Source organism: Gloeocapsa sp. PCC 7428 (genome assembly GCF_000317555.1).
Taxonomy (GTDB): Bacteria; Cyanobacteriota; Cyanobacteriia; order Cyanobacteriales; family Chroococcidiopsidaceae; genus Chroogloeocystis.
The window spans coordinates 406060-423982 of sequence record NC_019745.1; the positions used below are offsets into that span (position 1 = coordinate 406060).

At 45.1% G+C, this 17923-nt stretch carries 14 protein-coding genes; 8 read left to right on the forward strand and 6 right to left on the reverse strand.

Annotated elements, in window-relative coordinates; all coding sequences use genetic code 11:
• Positions 1-157: 157 nt before the first annotated feature.
• Both GLO7428_RS01810 and GLO7428_RS01815 read right to left on the reverse strand, forming a co-directional pair.
• The gene (locus GLO7428_RS01810; RefSeq protein ID WP_015186842.1) at positions 158-754 is read right to left on the reverse strand and encodes a DUF3038 domain-containing protein; all 597 of its coding nucleotides are present in this window, start codon (positions 752-754) and stop codon (positions 158-160) included.
• A 226-nt stretch (positions 755-980) separates the two neighbouring features.
• Positions 981-3395 carry an endonuclease MutS2 gene (locus GLO7428_RS01815; RefSeq protein WP_015186843.1) on the reverse strand — a complete coding sequence of 805 codons (2415 nt, stop codon included), beginning with the start codon at positions 3393-3395 and terminating at the stop codon, positions 981-983.
• A gap of 194 nt (positions 3396-3589) precedes the next feature.
• Here GLO7428_RS01815 and GLO7428_RS01820 point away from each other — a divergent pair, with 194 nt between their 5' ends.
• The 6 genes from GLO7428_RS01820 to GLO7428_RS01845 all read left to right on the forward strand — a co-directional run bounded on the left by GLO7428_RS01820 (position 3590) and on the right by GLO7428_RS01845 (position 10409).
• A complete protein-coding gene (locus tag GLO7428_RS01820) occupies positions 3590-4753 on the forward strand; it encodes a GuaB3 family IMP dehydrogenase-related protein (protein WP_015186844.1) in 1164 nt (387 codons plus the stop codon).
• Positions 4754-5138: 385 nt separating this feature from the next.
• A complete protein-coding gene (trxA, locus tag GLO7428_RS01825) occupies positions 5139-5462 on the forward strand; it encodes a thioredoxin (RefSeq protein WP_015186845.1) in 324 nt (107 codons plus the stop codon).
• 294 nt (positions 5463-5756) lie between these two features.
• Positions 5757-6824, forward strand: a complete 1068-nt coding sequence (locus tag GLO7428_RS01830; protein WP_015186846.1) for an LOG family protein — start codon at positions 5757-5759, stop codon at positions 6822-6824.
• 250 nt (positions 6825-7074) lie between these two features.
• The gene (locus tag GLO7428_RS01835) at positions 7075-7857 is read left to right on the forward strand and encodes a DUF1350 family protein (protein ID WP_015186847.1); all 783 of its coding nucleotides are present in this window, start codon (positions 7075-7077) and stop codon (positions 7855-7857) included.
• A complete protein-coding gene (locus GLO7428_RS01840; protein WP_015186848.1) occupies positions 7832-8965 on the forward strand; it encodes a PP2C family protein-serine/threonine phosphatase in 1134 nt (377 codons plus the stop codon). Before GLO7428_RS01835 ends, GLO7428_RS01840 begins: the two co-directional genes overlap by 26 nt.
• A gap of 466 nt (positions 8966-9431) precedes the next feature.
• Positions 9432-10409, forward strand: coding sequence for a helix-turn-helix transcriptional regulator (locus GLO7428_RS01845; protein WP_015186850.1), 978 nt, complete (start codon positions 9432-9434; stop codon positions 10407-10409).
• Here the strand turns inward: GLO7428_RS01845 and GLO7428_RS01850 are convergent.
• The 3 genes from GLO7428_RS01850 to acs all read right to left on the reverse strand — a co-directional run bounded on the left by GLO7428_RS01850 (position 10402) and on the right by acs (position 13754).
• Complete coding sequence (locus tag GLO7428_RS01850) at positions 10402-11175, reverse strand: Rpn family recombination-promoting nuclease/putative transposase (RefSeq protein ID WP_015186851.1); 774 nt, start codon at positions 11173-11175, stop codon at positions 10402-10404. The genes GLO7428_RS01845 and GLO7428_RS01850 overlap by 8 nt on opposite strands.
• A gap of 87 nt (positions 11176-11262) precedes the next feature.
• Positions 11263-11595 carry a hypothetical protein gene (locus tag GLO7428_RS01855; protein ID WP_015186852.1) on the reverse strand — a complete coding sequence of 111 codons (333 nt, stop codon included), beginning with the start codon at positions 11593-11595 and terminating at the stop codon, positions 11263-11265.
• A 191-nt stretch (positions 11596-11786) separates the two neighbouring features.
• Positions 11787-13754 (reverse strand): acetate--CoA ligase, encoded by a 1968-nt coding sequence (acs, locus tag GLO7428_RS01860; protein ID WP_015186853.1) that lies wholly within the window; start codon positions 13752-13754, stop codon positions 11787-11789.
• A 354-nt stretch (positions 13755-14108) separates the two neighbouring features.
• On the opposite strand from acs, the gene GLO7428_RS01865 reads away from it, so the two are divergent.
• Positions 14109-14861 carry a TerC family protein gene (locus GLO7428_RS01865; RefSeq protein ID WP_015186854.1) on the forward strand — a complete coding sequence of 251 codons (753 nt, stop codon included), beginning with the start codon at positions 14109-14111 and terminating at the stop codon, positions 14859-14861.
• A gap of 163 nt (positions 14862-15024) precedes the next feature.
• Here GLO7428_RS01865 and ndk read toward each other — a convergent pair whose 3' ends face one another.
• Positions 15025-15474 (reverse strand): nucleoside-diphosphate kinase, encoded by a 450-nt coding sequence (ndk, locus tag GLO7428_RS01870; protein ID WP_015186855.1) that lies wholly within the window; start codon positions 15472-15474, stop codon positions 15025-15027.
• A 241-nt stretch (positions 15475-15715) separates the two neighbouring features.
• Here ndk and speA point away from each other — a divergent pair, with 241 nt between their 5' ends.
• Positions 15716-17779: a biosynthetic arginine decarboxylase gene (speA, locus tag GLO7428_RS01875; protein ID WP_015186856.1), complete on the forward strand. Its 2064-nt coding sequence runs from the start codon at positions 15716-15718 to the stop codon at positions 17777-17779.
• The last annotated feature ends 144 nt before the right edge of the window (positions 17780-17923 follow it).

Below are 17923 nucleotides of genomic sequence, written 5' to 3' on the forward strand. Positions count from 1 at the left end.
GGGGTCAGGGGTCAGGGGGAGCAAAAGGGTAGAAGGTAGGCGGGTAGATGGGTAGTTGTGTTCTCTCTCTCCTATTCGCCTACGCTACCACACTCCTACTTATCACTAGCCACTACTCATTAGTCACCAGTCACTTGCTTTCGCCCTGGTTCCTTAACTATTTTGAGCGGTCTAGCAGTGCTAACCAAAGGCGACGATGACCGCCAGGCGCACTATAAAATAACAAGTCAATCAAGAGTTTGAGCGCCAACTGAGTTAGGACATCGGTGGAGACGTTTTCATCTTCCTCCATGCGTTCTTGGTAGGTGTTACTGAAAGCATCTAGATAATCTCCTAAAAGAGCGGCTTTATGAGGAGCTTCGTTGTTTTGGGTGACTTGTTCAAGCAAAGCAACCGCGCGGCGAATTCGTTCTTGGTGTTGTTTTGCGAGGTAGCAGCTGATTAAAACAAGCGATCGCGCTTCTTCTACATCGAGCTTTTTTCTTCCTCCTTCGCCTTTACGGAGTGGATTTGATTGGCGCAGTCGCCATAGTGCCACGCGGTCTGGGATTTTGGACTCTAGATTAAGTTGAGCCGCAGCTTGGAGCATTGCCTCTGAGCCAATCCCCGCCAAAGCTTCAAGCGCCAACAATACCAAGTCCAGCTGAGCCTTGATGTTATCTAATTGGGCTGGGTTGGGCTGAATGTTAGTAAGCTCTTCCCATCGTGGAGTTGGTGTCGGCGATTGCGCGCTGGAGTGCATAACCTTAAGCATAGGAGGTAATACGAGAATGGGCTTTTGTTGTTACCCATTTTGAAACCAAACTTGTCTAAATCGACGTTGATTTCTAATTAGCTACCAGCTTATCCTGTTTGGTTCAAATGTAAAATCGCTCTTGTAAAAAAAGCAGGGGAAGAAATACTACAAATAAACTTCTCTGTTACGACCACTAACCACTAGCGACTCATCACTAGTTACTCTTTCCCTCGCCCCCTATTACTTATTCGATATAAGCAACGGTGACACCTGTTCCGCCATCTTCTGGGGCTGCTGGCTCAAAGCGGTTAACGCGGGGATTTTGTTGCAAGAAAGTGTGTACTCCCTGCCTTAGCTTGCCAGTTCCATGACCGTGAATAATCCATAATCGTCCCTGGGCTTGAGCGATCGCGCGTTCTAAGACAATCTCAGCATCAGCGACTCGACTTCCACGCAGATCGATAGTGTTTTGTGAGGTGCGGATTGCGAGGGCGGATTGCGGTGTAGTCGGTGCATCTTGCTTAGGACTATTGCGCGGTGTTTCTTTAACTTGCTTCTTAGTTGTGACTGGTTCGGCTTTTTGTCCGTCGAGCGATTCTATATCTTCGAGCTTGACATTCATTTTCATGATTCCGAAGCGAACACTTAATTCGCCGTCTTCGTCGGGTGCGCTAATGACTTCAGCCGTTTGCTCAAGACGCGGTATGCGAATGCGATCGCCTACTTGAGGTTTAAATCCTGGTTTGGGTTTGGGTGGTGGCGGAAGATGATTTTTGGCAATTTGAGTCAGCGCATTTGTTGCTTGTTGCGCGTCTTGGGCTGTCGTTGAACCTTGCTGGAGACGACGAATCACTTGCGCGATTTCACTTTTGGCTTGCACAAGCGCTTGTTGAATCGATTGCTCTTGCTGTTGTCGTAGGTGTGCTTCGCGCTCTTGCAGTTGTGCGGCTTTTTGCGATACTTCGGTATAGAGCCGCTGTACTTGTTGCAGTAATTGTTCTGCTTCAGCTGCTTTGGTTTCTTGGAGCCGCCGTTGTGCTTCTAATCCGGCGATTACCTGGTTGACGTCTTCGGTTGCACCGCCTATTTTAGTTTTAGCTTGCTCGACAACTTCAGCGTTTAGCCCTAGGCGGCGGGCAATTGTCAAGGCGTTAGAACGTCCTGGAATTCCCCACAACAGGCGATAGGTTGGCGAAAGGCTTTCTTCATCGAACTCGACAGAAGCATTCTCAAAGCGTTCGTCTTGATATTTCAAAGCTTTTAGTTCGCCAAAGTGAGTTGTGGCAATACTTAATTGCGTGTGGTCTGCTAAGTATTGTAAAAGCGCGATCGCCAAAGCACTGCCTTCTGCGGGGTCAGTTCCTGCACCTACTTCGTCGAGTAACACGAGCGAGGAGTGAGGAGTTAGTGCTTGAGTGTTTGATAGGGCATCGATAATTCGACTGATGCGGCGAATGTGACCGGAGAATGTCGATAAGCTCTGTTGAAGTGACTGTTCGTCGCCAATATCGGCTAATACCTGGTCAAACCACGGAATTTCCACAGGTTCGCGCGCTGGGACAAATAAACCCACCTTTGCCATCAAAGCTGCTAAGCCGAGGGTTTTGAGCGTGACTGTTTTACCTCCCGTATTTGGTCCTGTAATCGTCACTACCCGAATTTGTGGTTTAATGACTAAATCAACTGGAACGACTGCCGTGCCTTGTTCGTGAGCAAACTGCCATACTAACAACGGATGGTGCAGTTGCCGTAAGGTGATTGTTTCGCCTTCACCGCGTTGAATGAATCGTGGTGGATTTGCTTTTAACCAGTAGCTATATCGCGCGCGGGCGCACGCCAAGTCAAGAATTGTTGCAACACTTAATAAATGTTCTAAATCAGGTGTAACCGCCGCGATTTGCTCAGATAACTGTCGGCGAATTGCGGTTTCTTCAGCTTGCTCTTTGACGGTTAATTGTCGTAATTGATTACCTAAAGGAACGACTGAATTCGGTTCAACGTAAAGTGTTGCGCCACTTGTAGAAGTGTCATGCACAATTCCTGGAATCGCATCTTTTTGGGGTGCTTTGACGGGAATCACAAAGCGATCGCCGCGTTTAGTAATCAGTTGCTCTTGTACTGCATTCGCTTGCCGTTGCAGAATGTTTTGCAGTTTTTGCGTGATTTGACTGCGAATTTGCCGCAGCGAACTGCGAATATTTGATAGTGTTGTGCTGGCGCGATCGCTAACTTGTCCGCGTTCATCGATACAACGATGAATTTCCTGCTCGATTTCGGGATAAGTACGAATGTCTTCTACTAACGCGCTGAGGACGGGTACATCTGGCTGATTGTCAATTGCGCGACGCAGTTGGCGAGTTCCTGCAAGCGTCGTTGCGATCGCTAAAAGTTCTTCGCCCGTTAAAATGCCTTGGCGTTGTACGCGCGTTAGCGCATCGCCAATATCTTGAATACCATCAAACGACAAACCGCCCGTAAGGCTATTTTCTAGTTGATATGCTTCCTGCGTTTGGGCAAGAAGTGCTTCACTTTGTTTTTGCGATTGCGGAATTTGCAAATTACGCGCTGCGGTTGCCCCTAATTTTGTTGCCGCAAAAGTGGACAAGTGTTGACACAGGCGCGACCATTCCAGTAATTCTAGAGTCTCTGATTGAATCAAAGCTTAACCGTTATGCAGGTGCAATAAGTGGGTGAATAGCTTGTTATGATTAAGCAAACAGCTATTTTTATTGTAGCGAATTCGCACAAATTCTTTTGCAGCAATGATTACTTGGCGTCTCTAGAAGCAAAATAATTGTTCTGCAATTTGGTACGCTAGCGAAAACAGTATTGGAACTTAAGAAGTAAACAGGCGTGGATATTCAGATTGGGCGTGGGAAAATGGCTCGCCGAGCCTATGGAATTGATGAAATTGCGCTCGTTCCTGGACAGCGCACGCTAGACCCAAGTTTAGCAGATACACATTGGCAAATTGGCAGTATCAAGCGGGAAATTCCGATTATTGCCAGCGCCATGGATGGTGTTGTCGATGTCCGCATGGCTGTGCTTTTGTCACAATTGGGCGCATTGGGTGTTTTGAATTTAGAAGGAATTCAAACGCGTTATGCTGACCCAAATCCTATTCTAGAAAGAATTGCTTCGGTAGGTCCGCAAGAATTTGTACCGCTGATGCAAGAACTTTATGCCGAACCTGTCAAGCCCGAACTCATTACACAACGCATCCAAGAAATTAAACAACAAGGTGGCATTGCCGCAGTCAGTGCTACCCCAGCGGGTGCAAGTAAGTACGGCTCGATTGTCGCGAGTGCAGGTGCTGATTTATTTTTTGTACAGGCAACGGTAGTTTCTACAGCGCATTTATCACCTGAATCGATGGCAAACTTGGATTTAGCTGAATTCTGCCGCGAGATGCCCATGCCGGTAGTATTGGGAAATTGCGTGACGTATGAAGTAACGCTAAACCTAATGAAAGCTGGTGCAGCGGCTGTGCTGGTGGGAATTGGTCCCGGCGCTGCGTGTACCTCACGGGGTGTCTTGGGTGTGGGTATACCGCAAGCAACAGCGATCGCTGACTGTGCGGCTGCGCGTGATGATTATCATCAGGAAACGGGTAATTATGTTCCGGTGATTGCTGATGGTGGTTTGATTACTGGTGGTGACATCTGTAAGTGTATTGCCTGCGGTGCTGATGGCGTGATGATTGGCTCTCCCTTCGCGCGCGCGGCTGAAGCCCCAGGACGCGGTTTCCACTGGGGTATGGCAACACCTAGCCCTGTATTACCTCGTGGCACTCGCATTCGAGTTGGGACGACGGGTACGTTAGAACAAATTCTGCGTGGACCTGCACAACTTGATGACGGGACGCATAATTTTTTAGGCGCTTTAAAAACCAGCATGGGTACGTTGGGAGCCAAGGATCTTAAAGAAATGCAGCAAGTCGAAGTTGTGATCGCGCCTTCGTTGTTAACCGAAGGTAAGGTTTATCAAAAAGCACAACAGTTAGGCATGGGCAAGTAAATCTACTTGGGTAAAACTCCCAATGAAGTTTGCAGGAATTGTTAAGTAAATTCTGAAAAAAGCTAACCTGTCGCCTACAATAGAAAAAGCGGAGACGCATGTTTCCGTTCACTCCTCACACCACACTCCGCTCGGACTTCTGTTCGGGCGGTTCCTTATTAGAGGGGCTAGGAGCGAGGAACTAGGGGCGAGTGAGTAGTAGTTAGTGTTATTTTTCTCCCCGTCCCCCCATCTCCTCGTCTCCCCTGCTTCCTCTACAGCCTATCTCTATGGGTATAAGAACCTAAGATCTATCTAAATATAGACAGTTGAGAAAGCAGAACGCGGCGTGCGGCTATGGTAGAATTTCAGCAAAGTAAGAGATATAGCTTAAGGATTTCTAGGCATGTCAGTAGCCGCACAAGTTACAGACTCGACGTTTAAACAGGAAGTACTCGAAAGCGAAGTTCCAGTTCTAGTGGACTTCTGGGCACCTTGGTGTGGTCCGTGCCGGATGGTAGCTCCTGTTGTGGATGAAATTGCGCAGCAATACGACGGTCAGGTGAAAGTTGTAAAACTTAACACAGACGAGAACCCCAACGTTGCTAGTCAATACGGTATTCGCAGTATCCCGACATTAATGATTTTTAAGGGTGGGCAACGAGTTGATATGGTTGTTGGTGCAGTTCCTAAGAGTACTTTGTCTAACACGTTGGAAAAGTATTTGTGAAATTGCTCTTAGGTGAATAACTTTGTCGTTTAGCAGTGCTGCATTTGAGTTGGACTGCTAAGGTAAAGTTAATAATATTTCGCTCAAATACCATGCTTAGAAGTATTATTGAGCTTTATTTGAGCGAATAAAATAATATGAGTCCGTAGATTAAGTTGGGCGATCGCAAAAAAGCACTAAAAAGCATCGGCTACAAAACACCAAACAGCAATATTAAAAAATTATTAATCTACGACTTGACAAATAACCCCCAAAATATCGATAAAATAGAGTGCCACTTGTGCGGAAGCACTCATGACCTCATCTTCCCATTTTCCATCATTAGAGTCTCTTGAATCAGACCTGACTGACTTAATCGAAAAGCTGCCGCATCACAAACACCGGCAACTGATTCAGTACGCGCTTGCCACGATCGTCAAGTTAGCCAATAGCGACATCGAACGCCTTGACTGGAAAATATTGTCAGCGTCATTAGCTGACATGGAGCAAGGCTTTAACATTTTTTACCCGTACCGACACGTACGCAAAGTAACGATTTTTGGCTCAGCGCGGACGTCACCAGAAGCACCAGAATATAGTATGGCGTTTGATTTTGCGCGATGTGTGACGCAGTTAGGCTTCATGGTGATGACGGGGGGCGGCGGTGGAATTATGCAAGCAGGAAATGAAGGCGCTGGGCGAGAAAACTCGTTTGGGTTAAACATTCAACTACCGTTTGAACAAGAAGCAAATCCTGTCGTTGAAGGCGATGCTAAACTGATTCACTTTAAGTACTTTTTCACTCGCAAACTGTTTCTACTGCGTGAAAGTGATGCGATCGCGCTATTCCCTGGCGGATTTGGCACGCAAGACGAAGCTTTTGAGTGCATGACGCTCAGTCAAACAGGTAAGTTTGGTCCTGTACCTGTCGTTTTGATTGATCGCCCAGGAGGCGACTATTGGCGGGCTTGGAGTGAGTATATCGATAAGCACCTCCGCCAACAAGGATTAATTAGTCCTGAAGACGATAGCCTTTACACAATTACAGACAATCTGGAAGTGGCTTGCAATGCGATCACGCGGTTTTACCAGGTTTATCACTCTAGCCGCTACGTAGGTGACAAACTCGTCATTCGGATGAAAACAGATATCTCGGATGCAGATGTCGAGACGTTGAATACGAACTTTAACGATATTCTCGTTAAGGGACGCATCGAAAAAAGTCAAACGTTACCCCAAGAAGCGCAAGACGAAACCTCTGAACTACCCCGCCTCGTGTTGTATTTCAATCAGCGAGATTTAGGGCGTCTCTATCAAATGATCGCCACTATCAATGAAATGGGGGCTGCTTCACCTGTAGAAGCGCATCCAGAGCGAAAATGAGCCGGCGTTTAATCGCGTCTTTTTGAACGTGGTGATGTCTGTGCTAGGTAATGGGTAATGGAAGCAAATATGTTACTGATTACCAACTGTATGTAGTTTCAGGGTATTTTTCAGGAAGTCTAACTCAATGCGATCGCGCATACCTCATCGTAAGTTGCCACAATAGATAGGGAGGGCGATTCATTGCAGCAGGCATTAATGATAGGCAATGATACCCGATCTCTGACCTTTGACCTCTGAATTTGATTGCATGGAATGGAAGGAAATTGCTGGTAACTGGGTTTTAGTTCCCCGACATCCTGTGGGAATTGTGCATTTTTTAGGAGGCGCTTTTGTTGCAACCGCACCTCAATTAACGTACCGTTGGTTGTTAGAACAATTGGGAAAAGAGTATGCTGTCGTTGCGACACCGTTTGTGAATACATTAGATCATGCAGCGATCGCGCAAACGGTTTTAAATAGTTTTGATAACGCGATCGCCGAATTACACGATCGCGCGCTATTACGTCGGCGCTATCTACCGACCTACGGGTTAGGACACAGTATGGGCTGTAAACTACACTTACTTATTGGTAGTCTTTTTGATGTCGAACGTGCAGGAAATATTCTCATTTCTTATAACAACTACGCAGCACGCGACGCGATTCCTTTAGTACAACAATTCACGCCTACTTTTGCGGTCGAGTTTACACCTTCTCCAGTGGAAACAACAAACTTAGTCCGCGATCGCTATCGTGTCCGTCGCAATTTGCTGATTCGCTTTACTAATGACACAATTGACCAATCCACGGCACTGCATCAACTGTTACAACAGCGTTTTCCGGAAATGGTTACGTTACAAACACTACCAGGAAGCCATACAACACCATTAGGACAAGATGTTAGTTGGCAAACTGGAACGAATTTTACACCGTTTGACGCGATGGGACAGTGGTTTAAGCAAGAGATCTATCGAGATTTAAACCAACTCAAGCGCGCTATTGTTTTGTGGCTCAATCCTTTTTCTCATGTCTCTAATCTTAGTAATCGATGATGACCCTACAGTGCAAACTATGCTCTCTAGGGTACTAAAAAGCCAAGGTTATCAAGTTGTTGTAACTCATAACGGTGAAGAAGGAATTAGGCTGGCGCGCCAGTTGTATCCTGGGTTAGTCATTTGTGAGTGGACAATGCAATCGATGAGTGGGTTGGAAGTTTGTCGCCGAATTAAAGCTGAACCAAGATTATCGACAGTATTTTTCATTTTTCTCACAAGTTTAGGCTCGGTATCTGACTGCGTTCAAGCATTCGATGCAGGTGGAGACGATTTTATTACTAAGCCAATCGAACAAAACGAACTAACAGCGCGGGTACGTGCTGGATTGCGCTTGCATCAAATGAGTCGGGATTTACAAAAACAAAAGCAATTACTCGAAGCAGAATTATCCGAAGCTGCTGACTATGTGCGATCGCTACTTCCACCACAGCTAAAAGAACCACTCGAAATTAATTCTCGGTTTATTCCTTCATTGCGGCTAGGTGGAGATTGTTTTGATTATTACTGGCTAGATCCTGACTATTTGGCTATTTATTTACTTGATACGGCAGGACATGGATTAGGAGCTACGCTTCCTTCAATTTCAGTCCTCAATATGCTACGTTCCCGCGCACTCGATGGTATTAATTACTACCAACCAACTGACGTACTCAGAGCTTTAAATAGTACGTTTCAAATGACTTCTCAAAACTCGAAGTATTTCACAATTTGGTATGGAGTTTATAATCGAGTCAATCGTCAATTAATCTACTCTAATGCCGGACACCCACCTGCTGTTTTGTTATCAGAAAAACCTACGCTCCATGTGACAAAACTAGAAACTCCAAGCATTCCAATCGGTATGTTTCCTGACACTAATTACACAGACAAATTTTTTCAAATTCCTGAATCGAGTACGCTTTATATATTTAGCGATGGAGTTTATGAACTGCATTTAGCCGATGGTTCAATTTGGGAACTTGATTCTTTTATTGAGCTACTCAAAACGGATCATATCGTAGGTAACTGCGATCTAGACACCATTTTAGCTCAGCTAAATCAAATCAATTATAAAGAGAGTTTTGATGATGACTTATCGATTCTTCAGATTAGGTTTGACAACTGAAAAAATCTGTTAATTTATTATACTCCTGTACTAAAAGATTTAGGTTTTAAGAATTCTGTAGAATTTAGATTACTAGGTATTTAGTAACCTATCTGCTTTGGGCGATCGCGATTTTTGCTAACCCTGAACATCTCACTCATACATATTTCTGAACAGCAACTCTATCACTATAGGACTTACGTAGTTGATGTCATGCTGAACCCTTCGCTATTACTCAAGCGCAAGCTTTGTGAAGCATCTCTGGGATTCTTTCCTAGCCTACAGGAAAGCTACGAAGAAGGGAACGCTGCACTCAGAATGACAAAATAGCGTTCAAGTGCGTCACTCCTAAACTACATACAGATACAGTTAAGTCGCTATTTTTATTGAGAAGAATTATTATTAGGTCTAACTTAAATTTAGGTGTCAGTAACACCCAACCTTCTTGTAAATCACTCATCAAGTAGCCCAACTGAGTAATATGACCATGACAGTTGCCTTCGAGGAGTTCATCGAGAAAGCTACTTTAGTAAAAGAATATACAGATACAGACAACAATTACTCAGAAACGTTATCGGAATATCCTCAAGATTTAGGTAAAGGCAATATCTTAAACGTTGAGCTACGCAACGGATTTTACCTCACAGTCGAAGATTACCAAGTACATAACGATGCGATCGTCAGTTATCCAGAGTTCCAGCATCCTTTGGGGTTTTATTTCCAACTCTCAGGCGGTATACATTGTCAACGCTATGGCTTGAATTACGCTGGTGACAGCATTATATCCGGTAGTGGTTTAATACCACAATTGTTTCATCAGAATTTCTCTTGTGAGCCTAACAAAGCCGTTAAAGTGCATATAGTGCCAGAAGTGTTCAATAGCTTCATGGGGATTGAGGATGATGCTATTCCATTGCAAATGAAGCACCTTTTTAGGAAACCGGATCAAGAGTACTACCTTCGTAATGGGACAATTACAACACAAATGCAAGTCGCTGTACAGCAGATTTGGCAGTGTCCTTTTCAAGGTTTGGTTAAACGTATTTACTTAGAAAGCAAAATTTTAGAGTTAATTGCTTTGCGGTTGCAACAAGACATTGAAGGAGAAGCAATAGTAAGTCATTCTATTAAAAAGGAAGTGCTTGAAAAGATTTACTATGCAAAAGAAATTTTAGAACACCGTCTTGACAACCCACCTTCAGTGTTAGAGTTAGCGCAGCTAGTTGGACTCAATCATCACCAACTTAAACAAGGCTTTCGTCAGGTTTTAGGTAAGACAGTTTTTGGCTACTTACACCAATTGCGTATGGAACAAGCACGCTTGCTTTTATCTGAAGGCAAAATGAGTGTCGCTGAGGTGGCGAATGCTGTAGGTTATGAACATCTCGGTCACTTTGCAGGTGCATTTAAGCAGAAATTTGGTATCAGTCCTAGCGCTTGTTTAAAACGAAAAAAAGTTAAGTAATTTCTAACTGTTCTACCGCCTCAATTGCTAAACCTGTGAGTTTGGCGACAACTTCAGTAGGCATTCCTTCTTTCAGCATATTAATAGCAATTTGCCGCGCTTTTTCTTGCTGGCCCTCTTCGCGCCCTTTTTCTAAACCTTCGGCGATGATTGACTGATAAATGACTGACTCGCGCATGATATCCTGCCTGAGTAGACGTTGAATGACTTCTTCTTTTAATACTAGCCCAGCTAAAAGTGCTGCTGATGCTGCGATATTACTTTGTATTCTTCGCTCAGCAATTTGCTCAATTTGAGTAGCTACTTGCTGTAATGCTTTGGTTTTATCGTTAGTGTTACTTAAAGTCGCAAATGGAAGTAAACCTGAAGTTTGCAGAAATATTTCTGTAGGCTGTTCCCAAAGACGAATTACTGTAAATTGATGCTGTAGATTGTCAATAATAAAGCTTGTTTGGTAAACCAGTTCAGATGCAGATTGTGCCAAATAAATAACGACTTGGCGCATTCGTTTTTGCGGAAAACGTCGATACACACGCAAGCGGTAATCAGCCATGCGAAAGGGAATTCCTGCATCTGGTTTAGTTTGAAATTCAACATGCAGCACGACTTCATCGGATTGCAGCAGGATCAAGGCATCTGCACGAATGGGTTCGAGAGATAATTCTTTGGGGCTTAACTCGGTGAGTGCGATCGCTTCTCCTAAAAGCCAAGAGGCAAAGTCAGCAGCAAAATTTTCCGCGAGAAACTTGCAAACATTATCAAACATGAAGGCATTGTATCAAGCATAGCAAGACGGTCAATCATCAAAAATTCTCCACCGACTCGCCTTCTAATATTAAAAGAGTCGAAGTTCTCAGAGGACCAGCTTCCGTATTGTGTCTGGTGCGAGTGGAAGTAATAATACTACTACTTGCGTAACAGGGAGGCGATATAACCGATACAACCGTACCCAATAATCAAGCATTCGCAAAGGTAGCGGTGGCGTTGAGGTAAGCACAGTTTGAAATTCGAGGTGGAGAATGCGTTCTTGTAGCTGTAAGAATGTCACGTAATCCGCGCGAATTGGTTCAATGCTTAATTCGGTTTTGAGGACTTTAACTTCAGTTTGTGGTGTACCTAATACCCAACTAGCAAAGACGGCAGGATATTTTTCCGATAGCAGTTTGCAGAGATTATCAACGGACATGAAAAACTGATAGCGATTAAATTAGACATCGCTATTATCTTGATAAAGGTAGACTACGATTAGCAATAATGAATAAAATTCAACAAATTAGCTTGCGTGACACAATAGTTCAAGCGTTGATTGCGGAATTCAATAAGTTCCAAGAATGAGAGCGATCGCCCCCAACAATGAAAACGATCGCCCCGCAAAAACTAAGCCCCTTCGCGCAATTTATCGAGGACACCGCGATCTTCTAATGTAGACGTATCTCCGGAAACTTCTTGCCCAGCTGCGAGATTGCGTAATAACCGCCGCATAATTTTACCCGAACGAGTTTTTGGCAACGCATCGGTAAAGCGAATTTCACCAGGACGCGCGATCGCACCGATTTCTTTCACAACGTGCTGTTTAAGTTCTTTACTGAGTGCTTCACTCGGTTGGTACGTACTTTCTAAAGTTACAAAAGCAACGATATCTTCACCTTTAACCTCATCAGGTTTACTGACAATTGCTGCCTCGGCAACGGCGGGGTGCGACACCAATGCCGATTCAACTTCCATTGTTCCTAAACGATGTCCTGACACATTAATGACATCATCAACACGCCCCATTACCCAAAAGTAACCATCTTCATCGCGCCTTGCACCATCACCCGCAAAATAGACATATTTACCATCTTGCGGCGGAATGTGTTCCCAGTAAGTACGCCGAAAGCGATCGGGATCGCCATAGACTGTACGCATCATCCCAGGCCAAGGATGACGGACGACTAAATAACCACCTTCGTTGTCGCCTACAGGATTGCCCTCTAAATCAACGATATCGGCAAGAATTCCAGGGAAGGGACGCGTTGCGGAACCTGGCTTTGTGGGAATTGCACCAGGTAGCGGGGTAATCATAATGCCCCCAGTTTCCGTTTGCCACCAAGTATCGACAATCGGACAGCGATCGCCGCCGATGACGCGGTAATACCACATCCAAGCTTCGGGGTTAATCGGTTCGCCGACGGTTCCGAGTAAGCGCAAAGAAGATAGATTGCGGGCTTTCGGCAAGTGTTCGCCCATCTTAATAAACGCCCGAATCGCTGTCGGTGCAGTGTAGAAAACTGTTACGCCGTACTTTTCGATCACATCCCAGAAGCAACCAGGATTTGACGATCGCGGCGCACCTTCGTACATTACCGTTGTCGCACCGTTGGAAAGCGGACCGTAAACAATATAGCTGTGTCCGGTAATCCAACCAACATCAGCCGTACACCAATAGACATCAGTATCTTGCAAATCAAAAATCCATTTGGTGGTCATGTGCGTGTATAAGTTGTAACCACCTGTGGTGTGTACCACTCCTTTAGGTTTACCTGTGCTACCCGAAGTGTAGAGGATAAACAGCATATCTTCACTGTCCATCGGTTCGGCGGGGCAATCGGCGGAGATACCTTGTTGCAGATCGTGCCACCAGTGATCGCGCCCTGGTTCCATCTGTACTTCTTGCCCAGTACGCCGCACAACTAACACATTTTCGACGCTGGTAACATCACCACTCGCTAAAGCTTTATCAACTTGTTCTTTGAGCGGAACCGCCGCATCTTTCCGATAACCACCATCTGCTGTGACAACAACTTTAGCTTGTCCGTCGATTAAGCGATCGCGCAACGCTTCGGCACTAAAACCACCAAAAACGACAGTATGCGGCGCACCGATTCGCGCGCAGGCTAACATCGCGATCGCCGCTTCGGGGATCATCGGCATATAAATTCCGACGCGATCGCCTTTTTGCACGCCCAACTGCTTTAAAACATTGGCAAATTGACACACTTCGCGATGCAACTGCGCGTAGGTAAGCGTACGCGAGTCTCCTGGTTCACCTTCCCAAATCAACGCCGCTTTATTTTTACGCCAGGTGGTGAGATGGCGATCGAGACAGTTGTAAGAAATATTAATTTTGCCATTGACAAACCACTTCGCAAACGGCGGTTGCCAATCGAGTACTTTGTTCCACTTTTGGAACCAGTGCAACTCTTGTTCGGCAAGTTCTGCCCAAAATTTTTCTGGGTCGGAAGACGCTTTATCGTACAGTTGCTGATAATCTTCTAGGCTTTTGATATGTGCATTTTGCGAAAATTCAGCCGGAGGATGAAATAAACGTTTTTCTTGCAGAATTGATTCGATTGTGAGAGACATGACTGTTTCTAACTAATTGGCATTGCTACTCAAAACCATTTTGCGCGTAGATTTGCTCGAAAGTGTTTTGAATTTCTTTAAGCTTCAGAATTGTTTACTCGCACTATGCGATCGCAGCTTGATTTAGTCTGTTTATGCTTCAGTTATCAATACTTAACTCACCAATCGCAGCACACCCCCCATAATGTAAGGATAATGAAGCGTATGAGTCGTGTTCTTCATTTGCTGTGAATTGTCTCGCTGCGGATTTCCTGTCTAAAGGTTCATTCCTTAAAGTATGGCGATTTGTTAAGATTCTTAGATTGATGTATTCGTTGCTATTCGGTTTGCTAGTTCAGGTGCGAAAAATTATTAATGATAGACCAAGTTTTTAATTCTCCCTTCAACATCGGGATTGAAGCCACTTTAGTTTTAATTATCCTGATTTTTTTAGAATCAGTACTTTCCGCAGACAATGCCATTGCGCTTGCAGCGATCGCCCAAGGACTAGAAGATAAAAAGTTGGAACGTCAAGCGCTCAACTTTGGTTTAGTTGTCGCCTACGTCTTGCGGATTAGCTTAATTCTTACCGCCACCTGGGTAACAAAGTTTTGGCAGTTTGAACTTTTAGGCGCTGCTTATTTACTTTGGCTGGTATTTCAGTATTTCACATCCGATGACAATCCGGAACACGAACATCATGGTCCGCGCTTCGCGAACTTATGGCAAGCCATTCCTGTGATTGCGTTTACCGATTTAGCCTTTTCGCTCGATAGCGTGACAACTGCGATCGCGGTTTCGCAAGAAAAGTGGCTGGTGATTACAGGAGCCACAATCGGCATTATTGCACTGCGATTTATGGCAGGATTGTTTATTCGTTGGTTGGACGAATTCGTTCACCTAGAAGACGCAGGTTACATCACCGTAGCGCTAGTCGGCTTACGATTGCTATTGAGAGTCATCAACGAAGATTTAGTGCCACCCGAATGGTTGATGATTAGTGCGATCGCTGCGATCTTCGTGTGGGGATTTTCCCAGCGAACCGAAACTAAGGTTGCTAAAGATGAACCAGCAGAAAGTCAGCGAGAAATTGTGCAAGTAGGGGAATCTGAAGGAAATCAGCGGTGAAGACACTTTTTTGGGCAATAGTAGGGGTCAGAGGTCAGGGAGTTAAAGAAGCAGAGGTGCAGAGGAAGCAGAGGTGCAGAGGAGGAATAGTGTTTTAGATTACTCAAAACTCATCACTACTCACTAGCCACTAACCACTCTTTCCCTCGCCCCTACTGAATAATTACTCGCGAATCCAGGAACTTAGACTCGATTGCCAACTTACAAGTTCTTCGTCTTTAAACCATAGGCTGACTTCTTGAGTTGCGGTTTCTGGCGCATCCGAACCATGAATAATGTTGCGTCCAATATCAACGCCAAAATCACCGCGAATTGTTCCTGGTTCAGCATTTAAGGGATTCGTTGCGCCAATCATTTTGCGGGCGGCAGCGATGACACCATCACCTTCCCAAACCATCGCTACAACAGGACCAGAAGTAATAAATTCTACCAGTCCTGCAAAAAAAGGCTTTTCCCGATGAACGCCGTAATGCTGTTCGGCGAGTTCGCGGCTAACTTGCATGAATTTTAAGCCGACGAGGGTAAACCCCTTTACTTCAAAGCGGCTAATAATTTCGCCTACAAGTCCGCGTTGTACACCATCGGGCTTAATTGCTAAAAACGTGCGTTCCAAGGTTATCTCCTGTAAAGATGAACAAAGCGATTAGCATATTAGCTTTTGAAATCAAAAGTGTCCCAGAATCAACCTAAAGGTTAACTATAGGTTAAATTTGAACGCTAACAGCTGAATACTACCGCCATACAACAACAAAAAACAGATTATCTCAGAAAGTCTCTCTTAGTTCAGAATTCGTTTTGAAATAGATGAGTTAAACTGGCTATTCGTGGGTGAAACTATACGAGGTCAAGACATAATGGGTGTTGAGTTAAGCACAAATTCAGCATTAGAGAGCCAGCCGCCTCTTGAACTCCAACCGCAGAAGCAGGAACAAGCTTCTGAAGCCAAAAAGGCAGCAGATAATGGATACAAAGCGGAGCAAAATAATAAAAAGTCATTATCAAATCCTAAAACCGAGACTTTGCCACAGAGAAAATGGAAAATAGAAGACAGCGAAGCTCTATATCGAATTGATGGATGGGGCGAGCCTTACTTTTCCATTAATGCTGCTGGTCATGTGACAGTTTCCCCAAAAGGCGATCGCGGTGGCTCTTTAGATTTGTACGAGTTAGTCAACGCGCTCAAGCAGCGTAATTTATCACTACCATTGCTGATTCGTTTTTCAGATATTTTGGAAGATCGAATTCAGCGGTTAAATGCGTGTTTTGCCAAAGCGATCGCGCGCTATAACTACCCTGGTGTTTATCGTGGTGTTTATCCGGTCAAGTGCAATCAACAAAAGCACTTAATCGAGGATCTCGTGCGATTTGGTCAACCGCATCAGTTCGGCTTGGAAGCTGGCTCTAAGCCGGAATTAATGATTGCTTTGGCAATGCTTGATACCCCTGGTGCGCTGTTAGTCTGTAATGGCTACAAAGACCGCGAATACATCGAAATTGCCATGCTAGCAACACGCCTAGGGCAAACTCCGATCATTGTCTTAGAGCAAATTGAAGAAGTCGATCTTGTGATCAACGCCAGTCGCCAGTTAGGAATTCGACCGATTTTAGGCGTGCGGGCAAAGTTAAGTACCCAAGGAATGGGACGCTGGGGAACGTCAAGCGGCGATCGCGCTAAATTTGGTTTAACAATTCCTGAAATTATTCAAGCAGTCGATAAGTTACGCGATGCTAATCTCCTCGATTCGTTGCAACTGCTTCACTTTCACATCGGTTCGCAAATCTCGGCAATTAACGTCATCAAAGATGCGATTCAAGAAGCTAGCCGCATTTATGTTGAGTTAGCGCAACTTGGCGCAGATATGAAGTATCTCGATGTTGGCGGTGGCTTAGGCGTAGACTACGACGGCTCGCAAACGAACTTCTACGCCTCGAAAAACTATAATATGCAAAATTATGCCAACGACATCGTGGCAGAGCTTAAAGACGCGTGTGCAGAGCGGAAAATGCCCGTACCGACGCTTATTAGTGAAAGCGGGAGAGCGATCGCATCGCATCAATCGATTCTCATTTTTGATGTGCTGAGTACCTGTGATGTTCCTTCTGGTTCACCCGAACCACCGCGCCCTGAAGAACCGCCCCTGATTCACAACCTGTGGGAAACGTTTCAATCGATCAACGTTGAAAACTACCAAGAAGCCTATCACGACATTACTCAATTTAAAGAAGAATCGATCAGCCGCTTTAATTTGGGGATTCTGAGCCTCACTGAACGGGCGCGTGTCGAGCGGATCTACTGGGCTTGCTGCGAGAAGATCATGGGTATTACGCGCCAGCAAGAATACGTTCCAGATGACTTAGAAGAACTCGAAAAAATTATGGCTTCGATCTACTACGTCAATCTGTCGGTATTTCAATCTGCACCAGATTGCTGGGCGATCGACCAGTTGTTCCCAATTATGCCGATTCATCGTTTAGATGAAGAACCAACACGGCGCGGTATCTTAGCCGATTTAACGTGCGATAGTGACGGTAAGATTGATAAGTTTATTGACCTGCGGGATGTCAAGTCAGTTTTAGAACTGCACACGTTTAAACCTGACGAACCTTACTACTTAGGAATGTTCCTTAGCGGTGCTTACCAAGAAATTATGGGCAACCTCCACAATTTGTTTGGTGACACAAATGCGGTTCATATTCAGTTAACGCCCAAGGGATACCAAATTGAGCACGTCGTCAAAGGTGACACGATGACTGAGGTTGTCGGTTATGTGCAGTACGACTCTGAAGATTTAGTAGAAAGTATACGCCAGCGGACTGAACAAGCACTCGAAGAGAAGCGGATTACGCTTGCTGAATCGCAACGACTGCTACAAACTTATGAGCAGAGCTTAAGTCGATATACTTACTTGTCTCCGTAGATAGGAGCAGAGGAAGCAGGGGTGCCTGCGCCGTGCGGGAGGTCGGTTGCGTGCGGAGGTGTCCTCCGTTGAGCAAACCGACTGTAGGGTTTACCCCGTTGAGGCGACTGGCGTGAGCAGAGGAAGAATAGTGTTTTAAATAAC